The 17134-nt window shown below is 53.2% G+C and carries 16 protein-coding genes; 11 read left to right on the top strand and 5 right to left on the bottom strand.

Annotated elements, in window-relative coordinates; genetic code table 11:
• Window positions 1–43 precede the first annotated feature (43 nt).
• From murJ to ispG, 9 genes are all read left to right on the top strand, one after another.
• Window positions 44–1789: a murein biosynthesis integral membrane protein MurJ gene (gene murJ, locus IPQ00_04010; protein ID MBL0239723.1), complete on the top strand. Its 1746-nt coding sequence runs from the start codon at window positions 44–46 to the stop codon at window positions 1787–1789.
• Window positions 1786–2289, top strand: a complete 504-nt coding sequence (locus IPQ00_04005) for a gamma carbonic anhydrase family protein (GenBank protein ID MBL0239722.1) — start codon at window positions 1786–1788, stop codon at window positions 2287–2289. Before murJ ends, IPQ00_04005 begins: the two co-directional genes overlap by 4 nt.
• A 151-nt stretch (window positions 2290–2440) precedes the next feature.
• Window positions 2441–3775, top strand: a complete 1335-nt coding sequence (hisS, locus tag IPQ00_04000) for a histidine--tRNA ligase (protein MBL0239721.1) — start codon at window positions 2441–2443, stop codon at window positions 3773–3775.
• Complete coding sequence (locus IPQ00_03995) at window positions 3772–4326, top strand: tyrosine-protein phosphatase (GenBank protein MBL0239720.1); 555 nt, start codon at window positions 3772–3774, stop codon at window positions 4324–4326. The genes hisS and IPQ00_03995 overlap by 4 nt, the downstream gene beginning before the upstream one ends.
• Before the next feature lie 24 nt (window positions 4327–4350).
• A complete protein-coding gene (gene sulP, locus IPQ00_03990; GenBank protein MBL0239719.1) occupies window positions 4351–6033 on the top strand; it encodes a sulfate permease in 1683 nt (560 codons plus the stop codon).
• A 16-nt stretch (window positions 6034–6049) separates the two neighbouring features.
• Window positions 6050–6658: a DUF1572 family protein gene (locus tag IPQ00_03985; protein MBL0239718.1), complete on the top strand. Its 609-nt coding sequence runs from the start codon at window positions 6050–6052 to the stop codon at window positions 6656–6658.
• 52 nt (window positions 6659–6710) lie between these two features.
• Window positions 6711–7889, top strand: a complete 1179-nt coding sequence (locus IPQ00_03980) for a 1-deoxy-D-xylulose-5-phosphate reductoisomerase (protein MBL0239717.1) — start codon at window positions 6711–6713, stop codon at window positions 7887–7889.
• 83 nt (window positions 7890–7972) lie between these two features.
• The gene (gene rseP / locus IPQ00_03975) at window positions 7973–9397 is read left to right on the top strand and encodes an RIP metalloprotease RseP (protein ID MBL0239716.1); all 1425 of its coding nucleotides are present in this window, start codon (window positions 7973–7975) and stop codon (window positions 9395–9397) included.
• A 5-nt stretch (window positions 9398–9402) separates the two neighbouring features.
• Window positions 9403–10512 carry a flavodoxin-dependent (E)-4-hydroxy-3-methylbut-2-enyl-diphosphate synthase gene (gene ispG, locus IPQ00_03970; GenBank protein MBL0239715.1) on the top strand — a complete coding sequence of 370 codons (1110 nt, stop codon included), beginning with the start codon at window positions 9403–9405 and terminating at the stop codon, window positions 10510–10512.
• Between the two features lie 91 nt (window positions 10513–10603).
• On the opposite strand, the gene IPQ00_03965 is transcribed toward ispG, so the two are convergent.
• The 5 genes from IPQ00_03965 to miaA form a co-directional block, all read right to left on the bottom strand.
• Window positions 10604–11044 carry a DUF2752 domain-containing protein gene (locus IPQ00_03965; protein MBL0239714.1) on the bottom strand — a complete coding sequence of 147 codons (441 nt, stop codon included), beginning with the start codon at window positions 11042–11044 and terminating at the stop codon, window positions 10604–10606.
• A 32-nt stretch (window positions 11045–11076) separates the two neighbouring features.
• Complete coding sequence (locus IPQ00_03960) at window positions 11077–12108, bottom strand: hypothetical protein (GenBank protein MBL0239713.1); 1032 nt, start codon at window positions 12106–12108, stop codon at window positions 11077–11079.
• A gap of 35 nt (window positions 12109–12143) precedes the next feature.
• On the bottom strand, window positions 12144–12821 hold the full coding sequence (gene tmk, locus IPQ00_03955; GenBank protein MBL0239712.1) for a dTMP kinase: 678 nt from the start codon (window positions 12819–12821) through the stop codon (window positions 12144–12146).
• On the bottom strand, window positions 12776–13009 hold the full coding sequence (gene hfq / locus IPQ00_03950) for an RNA chaperone Hfq (protein ID MBL0239711.1): 234 nt from the start codon (window positions 13007–13009) through the stop codon (window positions 12776–12778). The genes tmk and hfq overlap by 46 nt, the downstream gene beginning before the upstream one ends.
• An 85-nt stretch (window positions 13010–13094) precedes the next feature.
• The gene (miaA, locus tag IPQ00_03945) at window positions 13095–14048 is read right to left on the bottom strand and encodes a tRNA (adenosine(37)-N6)-dimethylallyltransferase MiaA (protein MBL0239710.1); all 954 of its coding nucleotides are present in this window, start codon (window positions 14046–14048) and stop codon (window positions 13095–13097) included.
• Between the two features lie 34 nt (window positions 14049–14082).
• On the opposite strand from miaA, the gene IPQ00_03940 reads away from it, so the two are divergent.
• Window positions 14083–14736 (top strand): lysoplasmalogenase, encoded by a 654-nt coding sequence (locus IPQ00_03940; GenBank protein ID MBL0239709.1) that lies wholly within the window; start codon window positions 14083–14085, stop codon window positions 14734–14736.
• A 65-nt stretch (window positions 14737–14801) separates the two neighbouring features.
• Complete coding sequence (locus IPQ00_03935; protein MBL0239708.1) at window positions 14802–17132, top strand: GH92 family glycosyl hydrolase; 2331 nt, start codon at window positions 14802–14804, stop codon at window positions 17130–17132.
• Window positions 17133–17134: the final 2 nt, after the last annotated feature.

Genomic DNA, 17134 nt, shown 5'->3' with positions numbered 1-17134 from the left:
CTTTTTTATTTTCCGGGTGCGTGCGATAATCCCAATCTGAACAATGAACGAGATCCAACAAGTTCAATCGGATGAATCCCCTGAGGAACTCGCCGAACCTACTATAAACACTGTAGACAGCGGCACTGCACCGTCGACCCGTCAGACGAGCGTTGCCCGTTCCGCCGGGATCGTGTCTATTGCCGTGATGTTTTCACGCGTTTTGGGGCTGATTCGGGAGATGATCTTCGCTCGGTATTTCGGTGCCGGATTTCTGATGGACGCTTATGTTGTTGCGTTCCGGATCCCAAATGTGCTCCGCGACCTATTCGCGGAAGGTGCGCTGTCGGTCGCATTCGTCAAGGTTTTTACCGACTATCAGATTAATAAGAGCGAAGCAGAAGCATGGCGGCTTGCGAGCATAGTCTTCAATCTGCTCGCCGTCATACTTAGCGTCATCTGTATTGTGGGAGTGATATTTTCGCGACAGTTCGTTGGATTGATTGCCAGCGGCTTCTCACCTGAGAAAGCGGCACTCGCGACGACGATGACACAAATAATGTTCCCTTTCATTCTGCTGGTCGCGCTAGCGGCCGTTGCGATGGGAGTGCTGAACACAAAAGGCATCTTCGGCATTCCTGCGTCCGCGTCGACCGTTTTCAACGTTGTCTCGATCATCTTTGGTCTCCTATTTGCCTACTGGTTGAGCGGCGGCGGATGGGCACCGTCGGGAGATCGATTGGCGATACCGGATAACGCTTCGCAGTGGGCCATCATCGGTATGTCGATCGGTACGCTTATCGGCGGCGGAGCTCAATTGGCGATGCAGATACCGTCATTGCTGAAGATCGGGTTCCGGTTCTCGCCTGTAATGAGCTTTGCGGACGAAGGTCTCCGCAGAGTCGCAATGCTGATGGGGCCGGCTATCATCGGCACGTCTGCGGTCCAGATCAACGTGATGATCAATACGTCACTTGTATCTGGCATCGACGGTGCTCAGGGATGGCTGAACTACGCATTTCGGCTAATGCAATTCCCAATCGGCCTTTTTGGCGTAGCTGTGGGAACGGCGGCGATTCCGGTGATGTCGCGTCTTGCGAGCGAAGGAAGAACTAAGGACCTTCGTGATACGATTTCTTCGTCGCTAAACCTCGTATTCCTAATGACGCTACCATCGGCGTGCGGTCTAATCGTGCTTGGCGAGCCGATCATAAGACTCATTTACGAGCGGGGCGCTTTCAAACCTCTCAGCACTCCGATGACCGCGTACGCACTTGCGGGCTATGCGATCGGCCTGACGGGTTACGCAGCAATCAAGATCCTCTCGCCCGCTTTCTATGCCCTCAACGATGCAAAAACGCCGATGATGATCGCTATAGCATCCATCGCAGTGAACTTCTTCGGCGGCTACATCTTGCGCGAGTGGTTCTCGCATTACGGCGTGACGCCGGAAACTCCGCACGGTTACGGCCACGTCGGCGTGGCCCTTGCGACGTCGATCGTCGCTCTTGTTAACTTCTTCGCCCTCGCCCTGCTGATGCGAAAGCGGATCCAGCGTCTCAATGGCCGCCATATTTTCACTTCGTTCCTCAAGATCGCGGCGGCTTCGACGGTGCTGTCGGTAGTCTGCTACTTCAGCTACCATTTCATCTTTGATCGGTACGGAACAGGGACGTTCTCGATCAAGCTCGCCGAGGCGTTTATCCCGATCGGGCTTGGTGGCATCGCATTCGTCATTGCGGCCAAGTTGCTGCGTGTAGCCGAACTCGAGCAGGCGTTCGGAATGTTGCGGAGGAAACTGGGCCGATGATATACGGATTCAATGATACGTATCCTAAGATCCACGGGTCCGCACACATAACACCCGACGCGATCGTCATCGGCGATGTGGAGATCGGCGAAGATTCAAGCGTTTGGTTTGGTTCGGTCATCCGCGGTGATGTAAATTACATCCGCATCGGTGCCCGGACGAACGTACAGGATATGACGATGATCCACGTCAGTTCGAAAACGCACTGCACCATCGTCGAGGACGAGGTAACGATCGGCCATCGCGTCACTCTGCACGGCTGCCACATAGAGAGTGGCTGCCTGATCGGCATCGGAGCGATTCTAATGGACGGCGTTCGCGTCGGTGCCAATTCTCTGGTCGGTGCCGGATCCTTACTGACCCCGGGCACTCAAATACCGCCCAATTCCCTTGTTATCGGCTCGCCCGCCCGCGTAAAACGCGAACTTACGCCCGACGAAATCGGATTCCTCGATCGATCGTGGCGAAATTACGTGGAACTCAAAGAGCATTACAAATAAAGCTAATAGAAATAATCTCCCGTAGAGAATTGCCGATCAGCGTAGACTTAGAAACCCTCAGTACTTGTTTTTGTGAGTCATCCGCGTTTAATTGCGACTATTTCCCAATTCTACTCTCCGCGTCTAAGCATCTGTGCGGTAAAATAATCAAATGGCAAGTACCAAACCAGCCCGCGGAATGCGCGATTTTCTGCCGTCGGACGTTAGAAAACGCAATTACGTAATCGGAATCATCCGAGAAGTTTACGAATCCTACGGATTTGAGCCGCTCGAAACGCCGTCGATCGAAAATATCGAAACGCTAATGGGCAAGTATGGCGAGGAGGGCAATCAACTCGTATTTAAGATACTCAAGCGCGGCGAAAAGCTCGATATTGCCGGCGGCGAAGCCGGACTGGCGGACCTCGCCCTGCGTTACGACCTGACTGTTCCGCTGGCTCGCGTCGTAGCTAACAATAAAAACGATTTGCCGAAATTTTTCAAACGCTATCAGATACAGCCTGTGTGGCGTGCCGACCGTCCGGCACGTGGGCGATTTCGGGAGTTTTACCAGTGTGACGTTGACGCGATCGGTTCGGCATCGATGGTCGTCGAAGGCGAGATTTTATCTGCCGTTAGTGATATTCTCACTCGACTCGGATTCGAAGATTTCACAATCAGGCTTAATCATCGCCAGGTGCTGACCGATATTTTAGACACAGCGGGCGTACCAGCCGAATTACACACGGACGCTCTAGTCGCGATCGATAAGCTCGACAAGATCGGCACCGAAGGCGTTGCCAAAGAGCTATTGGATCGCGGAATTTCAGACAGCGCCTCAGAAATGCTGATCGGGATATTTGAAAAGACGACGGAGATCCTCAATCAGGAGCACGATATCAACCGCACGATCGTCGCCAACCTTATAAATATTGTCAGTAACGAGTTGCTTACCGAGGTCGGACTGATTCTCAAATATGCCGAAAAGGCTCCCATCGTCATCGATCCGAGCCTTGCCCGCGGCCTTTCTTACTACACCGGAGCGATAATGGAGATCACCGTACCCGACCTCGCCGGCAGTCTCGGCGGCGGCGGCCGATATGACGGGCTGATCGGAATGTTCGGCAAAGAGCAGATCCCTGCGTGCGGCTTTTCGCTCGGGCTCGAGCGCATCCTTGTCGTGATGGAGGAAAAAGGAATGTTTCCGGCTGAGATCGCCGCGTCGCGTGCCGCCGATGTGATGGTCACGATCTGGGACGAAGATTCGGTCGCCGATTCGCTAAAGCTAGCTCGACAACTTAGGAAGCAAGGCCTTAGCGTTACGGTTTACCCCGAGGCCGACAAACTTGGCAAGCAGTTCAAATATGCCGATGCGATCGGTGTCCCTTTTATATGTATGATCGGCGACGAAGAGCGAAGTTCTCGGAAAGTTAAACTTAAGAATATGCAAAGCGGCGAGGAATGGACACTGAAGGCCGCCGAGATCGGAGCGATAATTGCACTATGAACGCCGTATTGAAGCACATAATGCTCGCCGTGATAGTGTCCTTCGCAATTACTCTGTCTGCCTACAGCCAGTCGAATCTTAAATCCAAAGATCTTCCAAATCTATACAAGGTCAACGAGACGCTCTATCGTGGCGGCCAACCGACAGAGGCAGGGATCGATCAGCTTAAGTCGATGGGCATTCGGACGGTTATCGACCTCCGCGATAGCGACGAGCGTGCAACCAACGAAAGCTTATGGGCGAAAGCCGCGGGCCTGACATTTATCAATATTCCGCTGAGCAACTGGTTACGTCCGGGGGACAAAAAGATCGACGCCGTCCTCAAACAAATTGCCCTCGCAGGCAATCAACCGACTTTTGTCCACTGCAAACGTGGATCCGACCGTACCGGAACGGTCATCGCCGCATTTCGCATCTCAAATGATGGTTGGACCGCCGACCAAGCGACCGCCGAAGCAAAAAAGTTCGGCATTGGATGGTGGCAATTCTGGATGAAAGACTTTATTGGCGATTACTATCGCGAGCATAAAAGTAGCCAACCGGTAAAATAGTCCCGCACCTCGTCTAACGAAACAATGCATCGCAAACTCCAACCCAAACTGCTCTCTATCCTTCGCGAAGGCTACACTAGAAAGCAGTTTCAGGGCGACTTGCTGGGTGGTTTGACGGTCGGCGTTGTGGCTCTACCACTAGCGATTGCTTTTGCCATTGCATCGGGCGTGAAGCCCGAGCAAGGACTCTACACAGCGATATTCGCGGGTTTTGTGATCGCTGTACTTGGCGGTTCACGGGCACAGATCAGCGGACCGACAGGTGCGTTCATCGTAATAATTTACGGCATTGTTCAGAAATACGGCTACGACGGCCTCGTCGTCGCCACGCTGATCGCCGGCGTTATACTGATAATAATGGGTCTTGCCCGAATGGGGGCATTCCTCAAGTTTGTACCGTATCCGGTCGTCGTCGGCTTTACGTCGGCGATCGCTATAATTATTTTCTCGTCGCAGTTGAGCGACTTTCTCGGTCTCAAGATCGACAAGGTGCCGGCGGATTTCGTTTCTAAATGGATCGCGTATTTTCAGAATATAGGCACTGTCGACCCGTACACGATCGCAGTAGGAGCGGCATCGCTTGCTATAATCCTGCTCTGGCCGTTCGTCACGCACCGCGTGCCCGGACAACTTATCGCGATCCTGGTGCTTACCGCGGTCGTTCACTATTTAGGTCTTCCGGTCGACACTATTGCCTCGCGGTTCGGCGGCGTGCCGAGTGCCCTGCCGACTCCGCATCTGCCGGTCGTCACGTGGGAGTTGGTCCAACAGATGTTCTCGCCGGCACTGACGATCGCCATCCTCGCCGCTCTCGAATCACTGCTCTCGGCAGTTGTCGCAGACGGTATGACCGGCACGCGGCATCGCTCGAATATGGAGTTGGTCGCTCAAGGTGCCGGTAATATTGTATCTGTCATATTCGGCGGTATTCCCGCAACGGGAGCGATCGCCCGAACGGCTACAAATATCAAAAGCGGCGGAACGACGCCGGTCGCAGCAATCGTTCACTGTGTATTTCTTCTGCTTGTACTGCTGTTAGTCGGCAAATGGGCGGCGATGATCCCGATGGCGACATTAGCGGCGGTGTTGATCGTGGTCGCTTATAATATGAGCGAGTGGCGTCAGTTCGTTCACTTGCTCAAAAGCCCGAGAGGCGATCTCGCCGTATTGATGGCGACGTTTTTGCTGACACTGTTTATCGATCTGACGATGGCGATACAGGTCGGCATTCTGCTCGCGGGATTCTTGTTCCTTCAGAAGATGTCGACCCAGACGCACGTTGATCTGATCACCGAAAACCTTCGCGATGAAGAGGGCGTTCACGAAACGCGCGATATGTCTCGGGTCGAGATTCCCAGCGGCATCGAGGTCTTTGAGATCTACGGCTCACTATTTTTTGGCGCGGTCAGCCAGTTTAAGGAATCGATCCGCATTATCGCCAAAAAGCCAAAGGTGCTCATACTCCGAATGCGCTATGTCCCGACGATCGACGCGAGCGGCATTCACATTCTCGAGGAGTTGGCCGAGGAGGCCCGGGACAATGGTTATGTGATCGTCTTTTCCGCAGTTTCACGCAGCGTTTATCGCGTGATGCGAAAAAGCGGGTTTGTTGACGCCATCGGGCGCAAGAATTTCGGCGGCGACATCTACGCGGCTATAGAGATCGCCCGGGATTATCTCGGCAAGGACGAATCTGACGCGCTGTAGAATATATAATAAGGCAATGAGCGAAGCGAATTTCAGAATCTACTTATCCGACGCCGTCCGGTCGTTCCGTAATTATAAGGAGATGGCTGAGCGTGCGATCGAGCAGATCGATGACGAGGAGTTTTTCAGGCAGATAGACCCCGAGGCAAATTCGATAGGGGTCATCGTCAAGCATATCGCCGGAAACCTGCGTTCGCGTTGGACTGATTTTTTAACAACTGACGGCGAAAAGGATTTTCGCGACCGGGACTCGGAGTTTGAGGCGATAGGCGACACGCGTGAATCTCTGATGGCCGATTGGGAGTTGGGTTGGCTCACGCTTTTCGAGTCTATCGAACCGCTCACAATTGACGATCTCGTCCGATCGGTAACCATCCGCGGCGAACCGCATTCGATCATCGAGGCGATCAATCGCCAGTTGACGCATTACGCCTATCACGTCGGCCAGATCGCTTTTCTCGCAAAGCATTTTAGGTCTGCGGAATGGAAAACGCTGAGCGTGCCGCGAAATAGATCCGCCGAGTTTAACCGGTATCTCGCCGATCAGCAGGCGGCCGGCCGCGACAAGACCGACCGTTTCGAAGCTCCGATCGAATTCATCAACAAAAGCTCTGGCAATAAGTAATTGAAGGCGGACAAAAACGCCCCTTCAAATATGCTAATCTATTAGTTTGCTTATGAAGCATATCTCAATCCTCGGCTCGACCGGTTCGATCGGCTGCAACACATTAAAGGTTGTCGAGCATCTCGGCGATATTCGCGTTGCCGCAATGGCGGCGGGGCGAAATATTACCCTATTCACCGAGCAGGTCGCGGCCTTCCAACCCGAACTCGCCGCCTGTGCTGACGACAGTGGTGCCGAGCAACTCGAACGCGGACTTCACTCGCTTGGATCATTCAAACCACGGATCTTGGTCGGCGAAGAAGGTTTGAACGCGGTCGCAACCCACGAACGCGCCGAAACGGTCGTCTCGGCGACGGTGGGTGCGGTCGGATTTGTCCCGACGCTCCGAGCGATAGAAGCAGGCAAACGCGTCGCACTTGCTAACAAAGAAACACTTGTGATGGCCGGCGAACTGATGACGGCGGCCGCGGCCGCGTCCGGTGCCGAGATCTTACCGGTGGACAGTGAGCATAACGCCATTCACCAATGCCTCAGAGGCGAACGCCCGAACGAAGTTCGAAGGGTGATCCTGACCGCCTCAGGCGGGCCGTTTCGCACTTGGACACGTGAAAGGATCGCAGCAGCGACCCGAACTGAGGCACTTAATCATCCAAACTGGAGTATGGGGGACAAGATCACGATCGACTCCGCCACACTGATGAACAAAGGTCTCGAGGTGATCGAGGCAAAATGGCTATTCGGCTTGGATGCCGACCGGATCTCGGTCATTGTTCATCCTCAGTCGGTGGTCCACTCAATGGTCGAAATGGTCGATGGCTCGCTCATTGCTCAAATGGGTGTGACCGATATGAAGCACGCAATTCAATACGCATTGACCTACCCGGATCGGATGCCCAACTGCCTGCCTCCGCTTGATCTGGCCGCGATCGGCAAGCTAGATTTCGAAGACCCTGATACGGAGAAATTCCCCTGTCTCGCGTTGGCATTTGAGGCGATGCGAGTGGGCGGCACGATGCCCACTGCATTGAATGCCGCTAACGAAGTGAGCGTGGACGCATTTCTTGGAGGGAAAATTTCGATTGACCGGATCGCCGAGATAAACCGTAAGGTTATGGATCTGCACAGTGTCAGCCAAGCGAACGGTTTGGACGTCGTGTTGGGCGTAGATAAGTGGGCGCGTGAGACAGCTCGTTTGTCGCTTTCCGCGACGACATCGACGGCATCGAACTGAAATTAGGTTGACTCACCGGCAGTGCCCCTCTAAACTTTTACTTACAACGCTCGCCGAGGCGGTTGAATCGAATCGGCTATATTATGGAAGGGATTTTAATTACAGCTTTTTACTACGTCCTGGTACCGCTCGCGATTCTGGGGATCGCGATCAACATTCACGAATTTGGCCACTTTATCGTCGCCAAGTTTTTCGGAATGCGGGTCGAGGCTTATTCGTTTTTTGGTCTCGGGCCTCGAATATGGGGATTTAAGCGCGGCCATACGGATTACCGCATTAGCGCCATCCCTCTCGGAGCTTATGTAAAACTATACGGTGACGAAGCGACCGGCCCGCTCGAGGGCAAAGACGATACGACTGAGAAGGTGCCGGAGTCGGAACTCTACGAGCTTCGCCCACGCTGGCAAAAGTTTTTGGTAATGCTGGGCGGGCCGTTTATGAATCTCGTACTGGCATTCTCGATCCCGTTCGGTATGGCTTTGGTTCAGGGAATCCCGTCTGTTCCGGCTCCGGTGATCGGATCGGTCAGGGCCGAAGGTGCGGCGGCAACCGCCGGAATTCAGGTCGGCGATCGTATCGTATCTTTCAACGGCGTGGAAAATCCGACGTGGCGAAACATATCGGTCGAGGCCGGGATCAATCCCGACCGCAGTCTTCCGCTAGTCGTACAACGTAATGGCCAGCGAATTGAGCTTGCGATCACACCGCGTAAAGAAGATGTTTTTGCCGGCCAAAAGGCGGGTATGCTCGACGCCGAACCGGATATGGGCGCAGTGCCCGTCGTAGTCGGCCTCGTCCAACCGGGCACGCCGGCCGATGAAGCAGGACTGAAGCCGGGCGACCGCATCGTGTCTTTTAACGGAGAATCTATCCGTAATAATCAGCAGGCGAGTACGCTGGTTCAAAAATACAAATCTGCTCCAATTAGCATTCTTATAGAGCGCGAGGGGAATCCACTGACATTGACGGCGACTGTTCGAAAGCTCGAAGATGGCACGGAACGTCTCGGCTTCGGCTTTACACGGCCAGACCTACCGCTCGAAAAGGCATCTGTCTCGATGGCGGTCGAACACGCCTTCGGAACTAATTGGGAAAACCTTAAGGCTACGGGATCCGTGCTCGGCCAGGTCTTTTCCGGCAACCGCTCGGTCAAGGATTCTGGACTGGGAGGCCCGGTCGGCATTTTTCAGCAATCGGCCGAGGCAACGCGCTTGATGGGAGCCGAGGGGTTTTTCCTTATCCTAACGGTCATCAGCCTCAGTTTGGGTATCTTCAATTTGCTGCCCATACCGATGCTGGACGGTGGCCAAATAATGGTCCTCGCTATCGACAAGGTAATGTCCTGGTTCGGTAAAACGCTTTCGATGGTGGCCAAAGAGCGAATACAGTTGACCGGACTCGCAATGATCCTCGTGCTGATGGCATTTGTGTTTTTCCTCGATTTTTCGCGAATTGCGTCAAACTGGGGCACATCTTCGGATAAGCCGGCAGCTGAACAGAAAAAGTAGAATTTATGCCTAGAATTACCAGAGCCGTCAAGGTTCGAGATATCCAGATCGGCGGCGGCGCACCGGTCGTCGTTCAATCGATGACCAAGACCGACACGACCGATGTTGACGGCACGCTTCGCCAGATCGACGAGATGGTCGAGGCGGGATGCGAGATCGTCCGGATCGCTGTGCCTGACGACGATGCCGCGGCGGCGATGTACGAGATCCGCAAACGCACCAACGTACCGATCGTCGCTGACATTCACTTTCATTACAAACTCGCCCTCAAGGCTCTGGACGCAGGCATCGACAAACTCCGAATTAATCCCGGCAATATCGGGCATATCGACCGCGTCCGTGAGGTGGTCCGAGCGGCTGAGGCTCAAAAGGTCCCTATCCGTATCGGCGTCAATGGCGGGTCGCTCGAAAAGGACCTTTTGAAAAAATACGGTTCTGCAACGCCGGAAGCCATAGTGGAAAGTGGTCTGCGGCATATACGAATACTCGAAGACCTAGGCTTTGACAACACGATCATTTCGCTCAAGGCGTCCGATGTCAACCGTATGGTGGCGGCCTATCGGATGATGGCCGCGCAGGTGGATTATCCGCTTCATCTAGGCGTGACCGAGGCCGGAACCCCGTTCGGCGGCACGATCAAATCCGCGATCGGACTGGGAATTTTACTTAACGAAGGCATCGGTGACACGATCCGCGTATCGCTCGCTGCCGAACCGCACGAAGAAGTGCGTGTCGGATGGGAAATTCTAAAATCACTCGAACTCCGCAAACGCGGCGTCACGGTCGTCGCCTGTCCGACGTGCGGACGACTCGACGTCGATAATTTCGTCGAGATCGTCACCGAGGTCGAGCGCCGTCTGGCTCACGTCGAGGAACCGCTACATCTGTCAATAATGGGCTGCGCTGTTAACGGTCCGGGCGAAGCTCACGATTCACAGCTCGGTATAACTTTTGGGCGACAGGTCGGAATGATATTTAAGGACGGCGTCCCAATGAGAAAGGTATCAGGTGCGGACATCGTCGAAGAGTTTGTTAAAGAGGTCGAATTACTGCGAAAGGAAGGCGCAAACGCCAAACCGCTCGGAGCTGACAAACCGCTTGTTCAAATAAATTAGTGTCCGGATACGTAAATTAGCGAGTTTTTATCAAAATGATGAAAACTCGGTTCTGATCGGCTACATTGCGGCCGTATTTATGCTTTTGTGATCACGGAAACAAGAAAGTCAGTGGATAAACGGGAATATTTCGTAAAATACCGAATATAACGAGTACGATCAGGAATCCCCAGAGAAACTTTGGGTCCGTCACCCACATCCGCAAGCCGCGACCCCGAATCGATAAAAGCGATAACGATAGTACAACGTAAGCAAAGATCACTGCCCAGACCGGCACCAGCAAATTAAAGTCTATTGCCGAAATTATATCGCCGTGAAATAGCGCGTGAAAACCACGTGTTAAGCCGCAGCCCGGGCAGGCGATGCCCGTAACCGAAAATAGTGGACAAATGGGAAGCACCGAGATCTTTGTCGGGTCAAAATAGGCGACGAGTGCCGAACCCACGGCGATAGCCGACGCCCCAGCGCCCGCCAGAATACGCTCCGACAGCGGCGAAATGGCGAATCCCGGCAAGTTGATCTCAGTTCGCATTATTTACAATCTCGCACTCTTGAAAAAGGATTTCAACCTGCCATCGACATAAAAAGAGCATCGGTCGCAACTTTTCTATTAATATTGACTGCCAGTTCCTGACGGAGTTTTTCAGTCATTTCCAGCCAGCCAGCCAAATCTTCCGGTGCTTTTTCAGCCAGATTCGTAATCTCGTCGAGTTGGTCAGTATTCACTAATTTGCCGGCATCTCCACTCATCTTCAATATCCAAATATCGTGGATCAGTGTCTCAAGTATCTCGAGGTTCTCTTCAAACGTCTCTTTATTCTTAGCATCCTGCAATTCTTCGGAGGTACGTAAAAGCTCAGTCCGATCAATATTGCCGATCGAGCTTTTCAAAACCGTGAGCATTCGTTCGCGGCGTGCTCGAAACTTTTCTACATTGATCGAAACAGCCCGTCCGATGCTGCCCCTCGAGAGTTTGGCTGCGATGTGCGCCTCGTCGTGCGTGAAAGCTCGCTCGTCGATCAGATATCGTTCGACCTTGTCTATTTCGACCGGTGCAAACCGCAACATCTGACATCGCGATCTGATCGTCGGCAGCAACGAATCGGGCCGTGACGTGATCAGAAAAATATGCGTGGTCGGCGGCGGTTCTTCAAGCGTTTTCAACAGCGCATTCGCTGCCGGATCAGCCATCTTCTCCGCAGCATCTACAATAAAGAATCGTGCCTTAGCCTCAAACGGATTGTAGTTAGCCTCGCGCTCCAGAGCACGTATACTGCCGATCCGGACGTTTCGTTTGAATGGCACGACGGTGCCGACGTCCGGATGGTCTGAAAAAAAGACCCGGTCGTAGTCATCACCTTTTTCGCTCGGCGGTATAACAAATTTATCCACTCGCCGACACGCTGAACATACGCGACACGCCGTAGCATCATTCGGTTCGGTGCAAACAAACGAACGGGCGATCTCGATCGCGAACTGCCGCTTACCGACACCCTCGTCACCGGCGAACAGGAGCGAATTAGGCACACGCCCACCCGCCATCAAACGTCGAATGATAGCTTTGACTTGATCGTTTCCGACGAGTGTGTCAAACATTTGAAGTTAATTGATCTGATCGAAAGGCCGAGCTGTCAATTGTTTCCCAAAAGGCCCATCACCGCCTGTGTTACATCGTGCTGGATCTCAGTCTTAGACCGGGCGGCATCGATCACTATAAATCGCTCAGGCTCACGCTTTGCGATGGCGAAATACTCGTCACGCACCCGTTGGTAAAACTCTGCCTTTTCCAGATCCATTCGATTCCGTTTACCGCCCGAGGCGTCACGGGCAGTCATTCGTCCAAACGCGTCGTCAACCGAGATATCGAAAAATAACGTAAGATCAGGTTTGAGTCCACCGGTTGCGAGATCTATCACTTGTCGGATCGTCTCACTCGGAAAACCCCGCCCCGCGCCCTGATATGCCTCGGTTGCGTCAGCATATCGGTCTGAAATCACCACGCGACCTCCTGCTATCGACGGTCGAATTAAGAATTCAACGTGTTGCGCCCGGTCTGCGGCAAATAGCAAGAGCTCGGCCAGCGGTGCTACGGTTTCCTCGGTTTCCAAAAACGCCGAACGAAGGTGCTTGCCGAGCGGCGTTCCGCCCGGTTCGCAAGTAGTGATCACATCGATGCCGCGCTCACGCAGAATGGCGGCGAGCATTCTCAACTGTGTTGATTTTCCGCTACCGTCGATTCCCTCAAAGGTTATAAATCTTCCTTTCAAGAAGCCTGAACAGGCTGTGGACGCCTCTCCTGTGAAATGGATGAAATCGCGTGTTTGAAGATCAAAACGTCCGGCCCGCCAACATCGAGCAACACCGAAAACTTATCAAAACTCTTGATACGGCCGGATACGGTCGATCCCGGAAGCAGATGTACAACTACGGTGATCCGTTCACGCCTTGCCGAATTCAAAAATGCGTCCTGAATATTTTGAGCAGCCTGCTTTTCCATAGCTTATTCCTCGTTGCGCCTAAATGACCACCGTTAACGCCGAAATTATCGTCTAGTATAACAAATTCCGATACCCTCAGTTATTTCATTTCCCGATCGACAAAATCGGGTCATCTGTCAATATCCGATCAACCATTCCGCCAGCCGAGCCAAATCCGTCCAGCCAAATAACGCCTGGCTCCCGGCGAAACCAGGTCAACTGCCGCTTGGCATAGTTTCGGACATCTTGCTGCGATCTTTCGATCGCTTCACTGAGTGTTCGTTCGCCCCTCAGATATTCACATACGCGCCGATACGCGTGGGCACCGAGTGCGTTCGTATTGTCTTTAACGCCCCCCACGCGCAATTGTTTCACCTCGTCGATCAAACCCGATGCGAAATGCTGCTCGGTCCGGACATTTATCTTTTCATAAAGATGTTTGCGATCGGGATTGAGAACAAACAGACGAATTCGCTTCGCAAATTCCGGCGGCTCTTCGCGGTTTGGCTGATGCTCGGAAATAGGTTTTCCGGTCTGATAATAAACCTCAAGACCACGCATCGAGCGGGCATAATCACGCTCAGGGATTTTCGCCGCGGCTTCCGGGTCAAGCTTTGCGAGCATTTGATGAAGGTATTCCGGCCCGTGCTCTTTATGCTCTGCACGCAGCTTTTCACGCAACGCCGCGTCGGTTTTTGGGCTGTCGAACAAAGGCTGACGCAGCGTCCGCAAATAAAATCCGGTGCCGCCAACTAGTATCGGCACATTGCCACGACCCTCGATCTCAACGATCTTTGCCGAAGCATCGCTCGCCCAATCTGCAGCCGTGTAGTTCACATTCGGATCGACGTAATCGATCAGATGATGCGGCACACCACGCATTTCTTCGGTGGATGGTTTTGCCGTGGCGAGTTTAATGCCCTTGTAGATCTGGACCGAATCGAAGTTGACGACCTCGCCGCCGATCCTTAACGCCAATTCGACCCCAAGAGCGGTCTTCCCAGACGCCGTCGGACCTGCGATCGCATAAATTGAACTCCGCTCTGTTCTCTCTTTCACAACTGAGCCTATAATATCACGGGACGAAATGACGATGATCAACGCTGAAGTCACAATAATTTTAGTTGCAGTGTGCCTGATCGGTTCGGTCGTTTCGGTATTTGGACAATGGCGACGGTCGCACTTGACTCGAGCAACCGCCAAGGTCGTGGCGAGCACGGCATTTATATTGACCGCCGTCGTGAATGGTGCCGGGACAACATTTTATGGCCGAGCTATTCTGGCTGCACTTATCTTCAGTTGGGTCGGTGACGTCCTGCTGCTTTCGGCACGAAGTGTATTTTTGACCGCTGGGATCGCCGCATTTCTGCTTGCACATATTGGCTTTGTAGTGGCTTTTGCCTTTCAGAATATCGACCTCGCCGCGATGGGCGTCGCACTTGTCTTAATGACGGCATTTGGGGCATTGATGCTACGTTGGTTATGGCCGCATCTGGACGGGTTTTACAAGGTCGCGGTGCCGATATATATCGCTGCGATCGTTTTAATGACGTCGCTTGCGGCGGCGGTTAGTGCGGCTTCCGGCTCATATATTGCCATCATTGCGGCGGTAGCTTTTACAGTTTCTGATATTTCGGTTGCACGCGATCGGTTTGTAGAGCGGAGTATCGTCAACAGTATCTGGGGATTGCCGCTGTACTTTGCTGCTCAGATCCTGTTTGCATTCTCCGTGTTCTACTTCAAGTAATTCATTATTCTTGTTGTAATAATCTTCACAATGATCTTTGTCGACCATCAAAAGGGATCTAAATAATGAAAATCATCACGCACGTCGTTTTAATTGCCTTGCTGTACCTTTCAGTTCCGGCACAGCGTTCCGAAAATTACGTGCGCTACGTCAACCCGCTTATCGGCACGCAGAAAATGGGACACACGTATCCCGGTGCGACCGTCCCGTTTGGCTCTGTGCAATTGTCGCCGGACACAGACGAGCAGCCGTATTTGATAGGCGGCAAATATAATAAAGACACCTACAAATATTGCTCCGGTTACAACTACGACGACAGCGAGATCGTCGGGTTTTCGCACACGCATTTTAGCGGAACTGGCCACTCCGACCTTGGCGATTTTCTGGTAATGCCGACCGTCGGCGAACTCCAAATGACGCCCGGCGTAAAGGGCGACCCGAAGAGCGGTTTTCGTTCGGCGTTCTCACACGCGAACGAGACCGCCGAGGCCGACTATTATAAAGTCCTGCTCGAGGACGACAACATATTGGCCGAAATGACCTCGACAACGCGCGTCGGCTTTCACCAATACACTTTCCCCAAATCGGACAACGCCCACATCATCCTTGATCTGATGCACGGCATCTACAATTACGACGACAAAAACGTCTGGACGTACGCCCGCGTCGAAAACGATCATACGATCGTCGGTTATCGTCAGACTAACGGCTGGGCCCGCACGCGGACCGTCTATTTCGCGATGGAATTTTCCAAACCGTTCACGAGCTACGGCGTCAAAAATTTCGGCAAAGAAGACTACAAAGGTTTCTGGCGAAAATTTGACCAGACCAAAAACTTCCCCGAAATGGCGGGCAAACAGCTGCGTGCGTATTTCGATTTCAAGACCGAAAAGGACGAAAAGATCAAAGTAAAATTCGCCCTCTCACCTGTCTCAACCGAAGGAGCGAAAGCGAATATGGCCGCCGAGATCCCGCACTGGGATTTCGAACGCGTAAAATCCGAAGGCCAGGCTGCCTGGAACCGTGAGCTGAGCAAGATCGCCGTCACCACAATCGACAAAGGCGAGATGACCAATTTCTACACGGCAATGTATCACGCGTTCATTTCGCCTACGGTTTACATGGACACCGACGGCCAATACAAAGGCCTGGACCAAAACGTCCATAACTCTTTGCGGAAGCCCGCACGAAGTAAGGGCGTTCTTTCGAACGACGACTCATTCACCAATTACACCACTTTCTCGCTCTGGGATACTTACCGTGCCTTGCACCCGCTGTTCAACATAATTCAGCCAACACGAAACCGCGATATGGTGCGCTCGATGATGGCCCATTACGACCAAAGCGCCGAACATATGCTGCCCATTTGGTCGCATTATGCTAACGAAAACTGGTGCATGATCGGATACCACAGCGTGTCGGTCGTCGCCGATTCGATCATCACGGGTAATTTGACAGGGACTGAGGCAAACAAAGCTCTCGACGCTGCCGTCCAGACGGCGAAGACCAGATACTACGACGGCCTCGGCTACTACATTGACCTCGGCTACGTGCCCGAGGACAAAAACGGCTCGTCCGTCTCGAAAACTCTCGAATACGCCTACGACGATTGGGCGATCGCTCAGGCGGCGAAAAAGCTTAACCGCAATGACATCTACAACGAGTTCATCAAACGCTCGGAGAATTGGAAAAACGTTTACGACACCTCAAGCGGGTTCACACGGCCGAAAACGACCGACGGCAAATTCTATGAAAAGTTCGATCCGCTCAAGACCGAAGGCCAGGGCTTTATCGAGGGCAACGCCTGGAACTACAGCCTCTACGTCCCGCACGACCCTGACCAGATGATCAAGATGATGGGCGGCCGTGCAAAATTCTCCGCTCACCTCGACGAGCTTTTCACGATGCACCTGCCCGACTCGTTCTTCGCCGAAACCGAAGACATCACCCGCGAAGGCATCATCGGCGGCTACATCCACGGCAACGAACCCTCGCACCACGTCGCCTATCTCTACAACTGGACAGACACACCGTGGAAAACGCAGGAACGCGTCCGCATGATCCTAAAAAATCAATACCACCCTACGCCAGACGGACTCGGCGGCAACGACGACTGCGGTCAGATGTCCGCATGGTATCTGTTCTCCGCCCTCGGCTTCTACCCCGTCGCCCCCGCGTCCGACCAATACCAACTCGGCTCCCCCGCCATAAAAACCGCCACCCTCCACCTAGAAAACGGCAAAAGCCTCTCCATCGAGGCCCGCAACCAATCCGACAAAAACGTCTACGTCTCCAAAGTCGAACTAAACGGCAAACCCCTCAACCGCCGCTACATAACCTACGCCGACATCACAAACGGCGGAAAACTAGTGTTTTTTATGGATGATACGCACTGATA

The organism is Chloracidobacterium sp. (assembly GCA_016720705.1).
Taxonomy (GTDB): Bacteria; Acidobacteriota; Blastocatellia; order Pyrinomonadales; family Pyrinomonadaceae; genus OLB17.
The sequence above is the reverse complement of the archived record's forward strand: the minus strand, read 5'-3'. Positions and strand labels throughout refer to the sequence as shown.

Coding starts and splice junctions, on each gene's coding strand:
- murJ (MBL0239723.1), top strand. CDS start 44: ATGAACGAGATCCAACAAGTTCAATCGGATGAATCCCCTGAGGAACTC.
- IPQ00_04005 (MBL0239722.1), top strand. CDS start 1,786: ATGATATACGGATTCAATGATACGTATCCTAAGATCCACGGGTCCGCA.
- hisS (MBL0239721.1), top strand. CDS start 2,441: ATGGCAAGTACCAAACCAGCCCGCGGAATGCGCGATTTTCTGCCGTCG.
- IPQ00_03995 (MBL0239720.1), top strand. CDS start 3,772: ATGAACGCCGTATTGAAGCACATAATGCTCGCCGTGATAGTGTCCTTC.
- sulP (MBL0239719.1), top strand. CDS start 4,351: ATGCATCGCAAACTCCAACCCAAACTGCTCTCTATCCTTCGCGAAGGC.
- IPQ00_03985 (MBL0239718.1), top strand. CDS start 6,050: ATGAGCGAAGCGAATTTCAGAATCTACTTATCCGACGCCGTCCGGTCG.
- IPQ00_03980 (MBL0239717.1), top strand. CDS start 6,711: ATGAAGCATATCTCAATCCTCGGCTCGACCGGTTCGATCGGCTGCAAC.
- rseP (MBL0239716.1), top strand. CDS start 7,973: ATGGAAGGGATTTTAATTACAGCTTTTTACTACGTCCTGGTACCGCTC.
- ispG (MBL0239715.1), top strand. CDS start 9,403: ATGCCTAGAATTACCAGAGCCGTCAAGGTTCGAGATATCCAGATCGGC.
- IPQ00_03965 (MBL0239714.1), bottom strand. CDS start 11,044: ATGCGAACTGAGATCAACTTGCCGGGATTCGCCATTTCGCCGCTGTCG.
- IPQ00_03960 (MBL0239713.1), bottom strand. CDS start 12,108: ATGTTTGACACACTCGTCGGAAACGATCAAGTCAAAGCTATCATTCGA.
- hfq (MBL0239711.1), bottom strand. CDS start 13,009: ATGGAAAAGCAGGCTGCTCAAAATATTCAGGACGCATTTTTGAATTCG.
- IPQ00_03940 (MBL0239709.1), top strand. CDS start 14,083: ATGATCAACGCTGAAGTCACAATAATTTTAGTTGCAGTGTGCCTGATC.
- IPQ00_03935 (MBL0239708.1), top strand. CDS start 14,802: ATGAAAATCATCACGCACGTCGTTTTAATTGCCTTGCTGTACCTTTCA.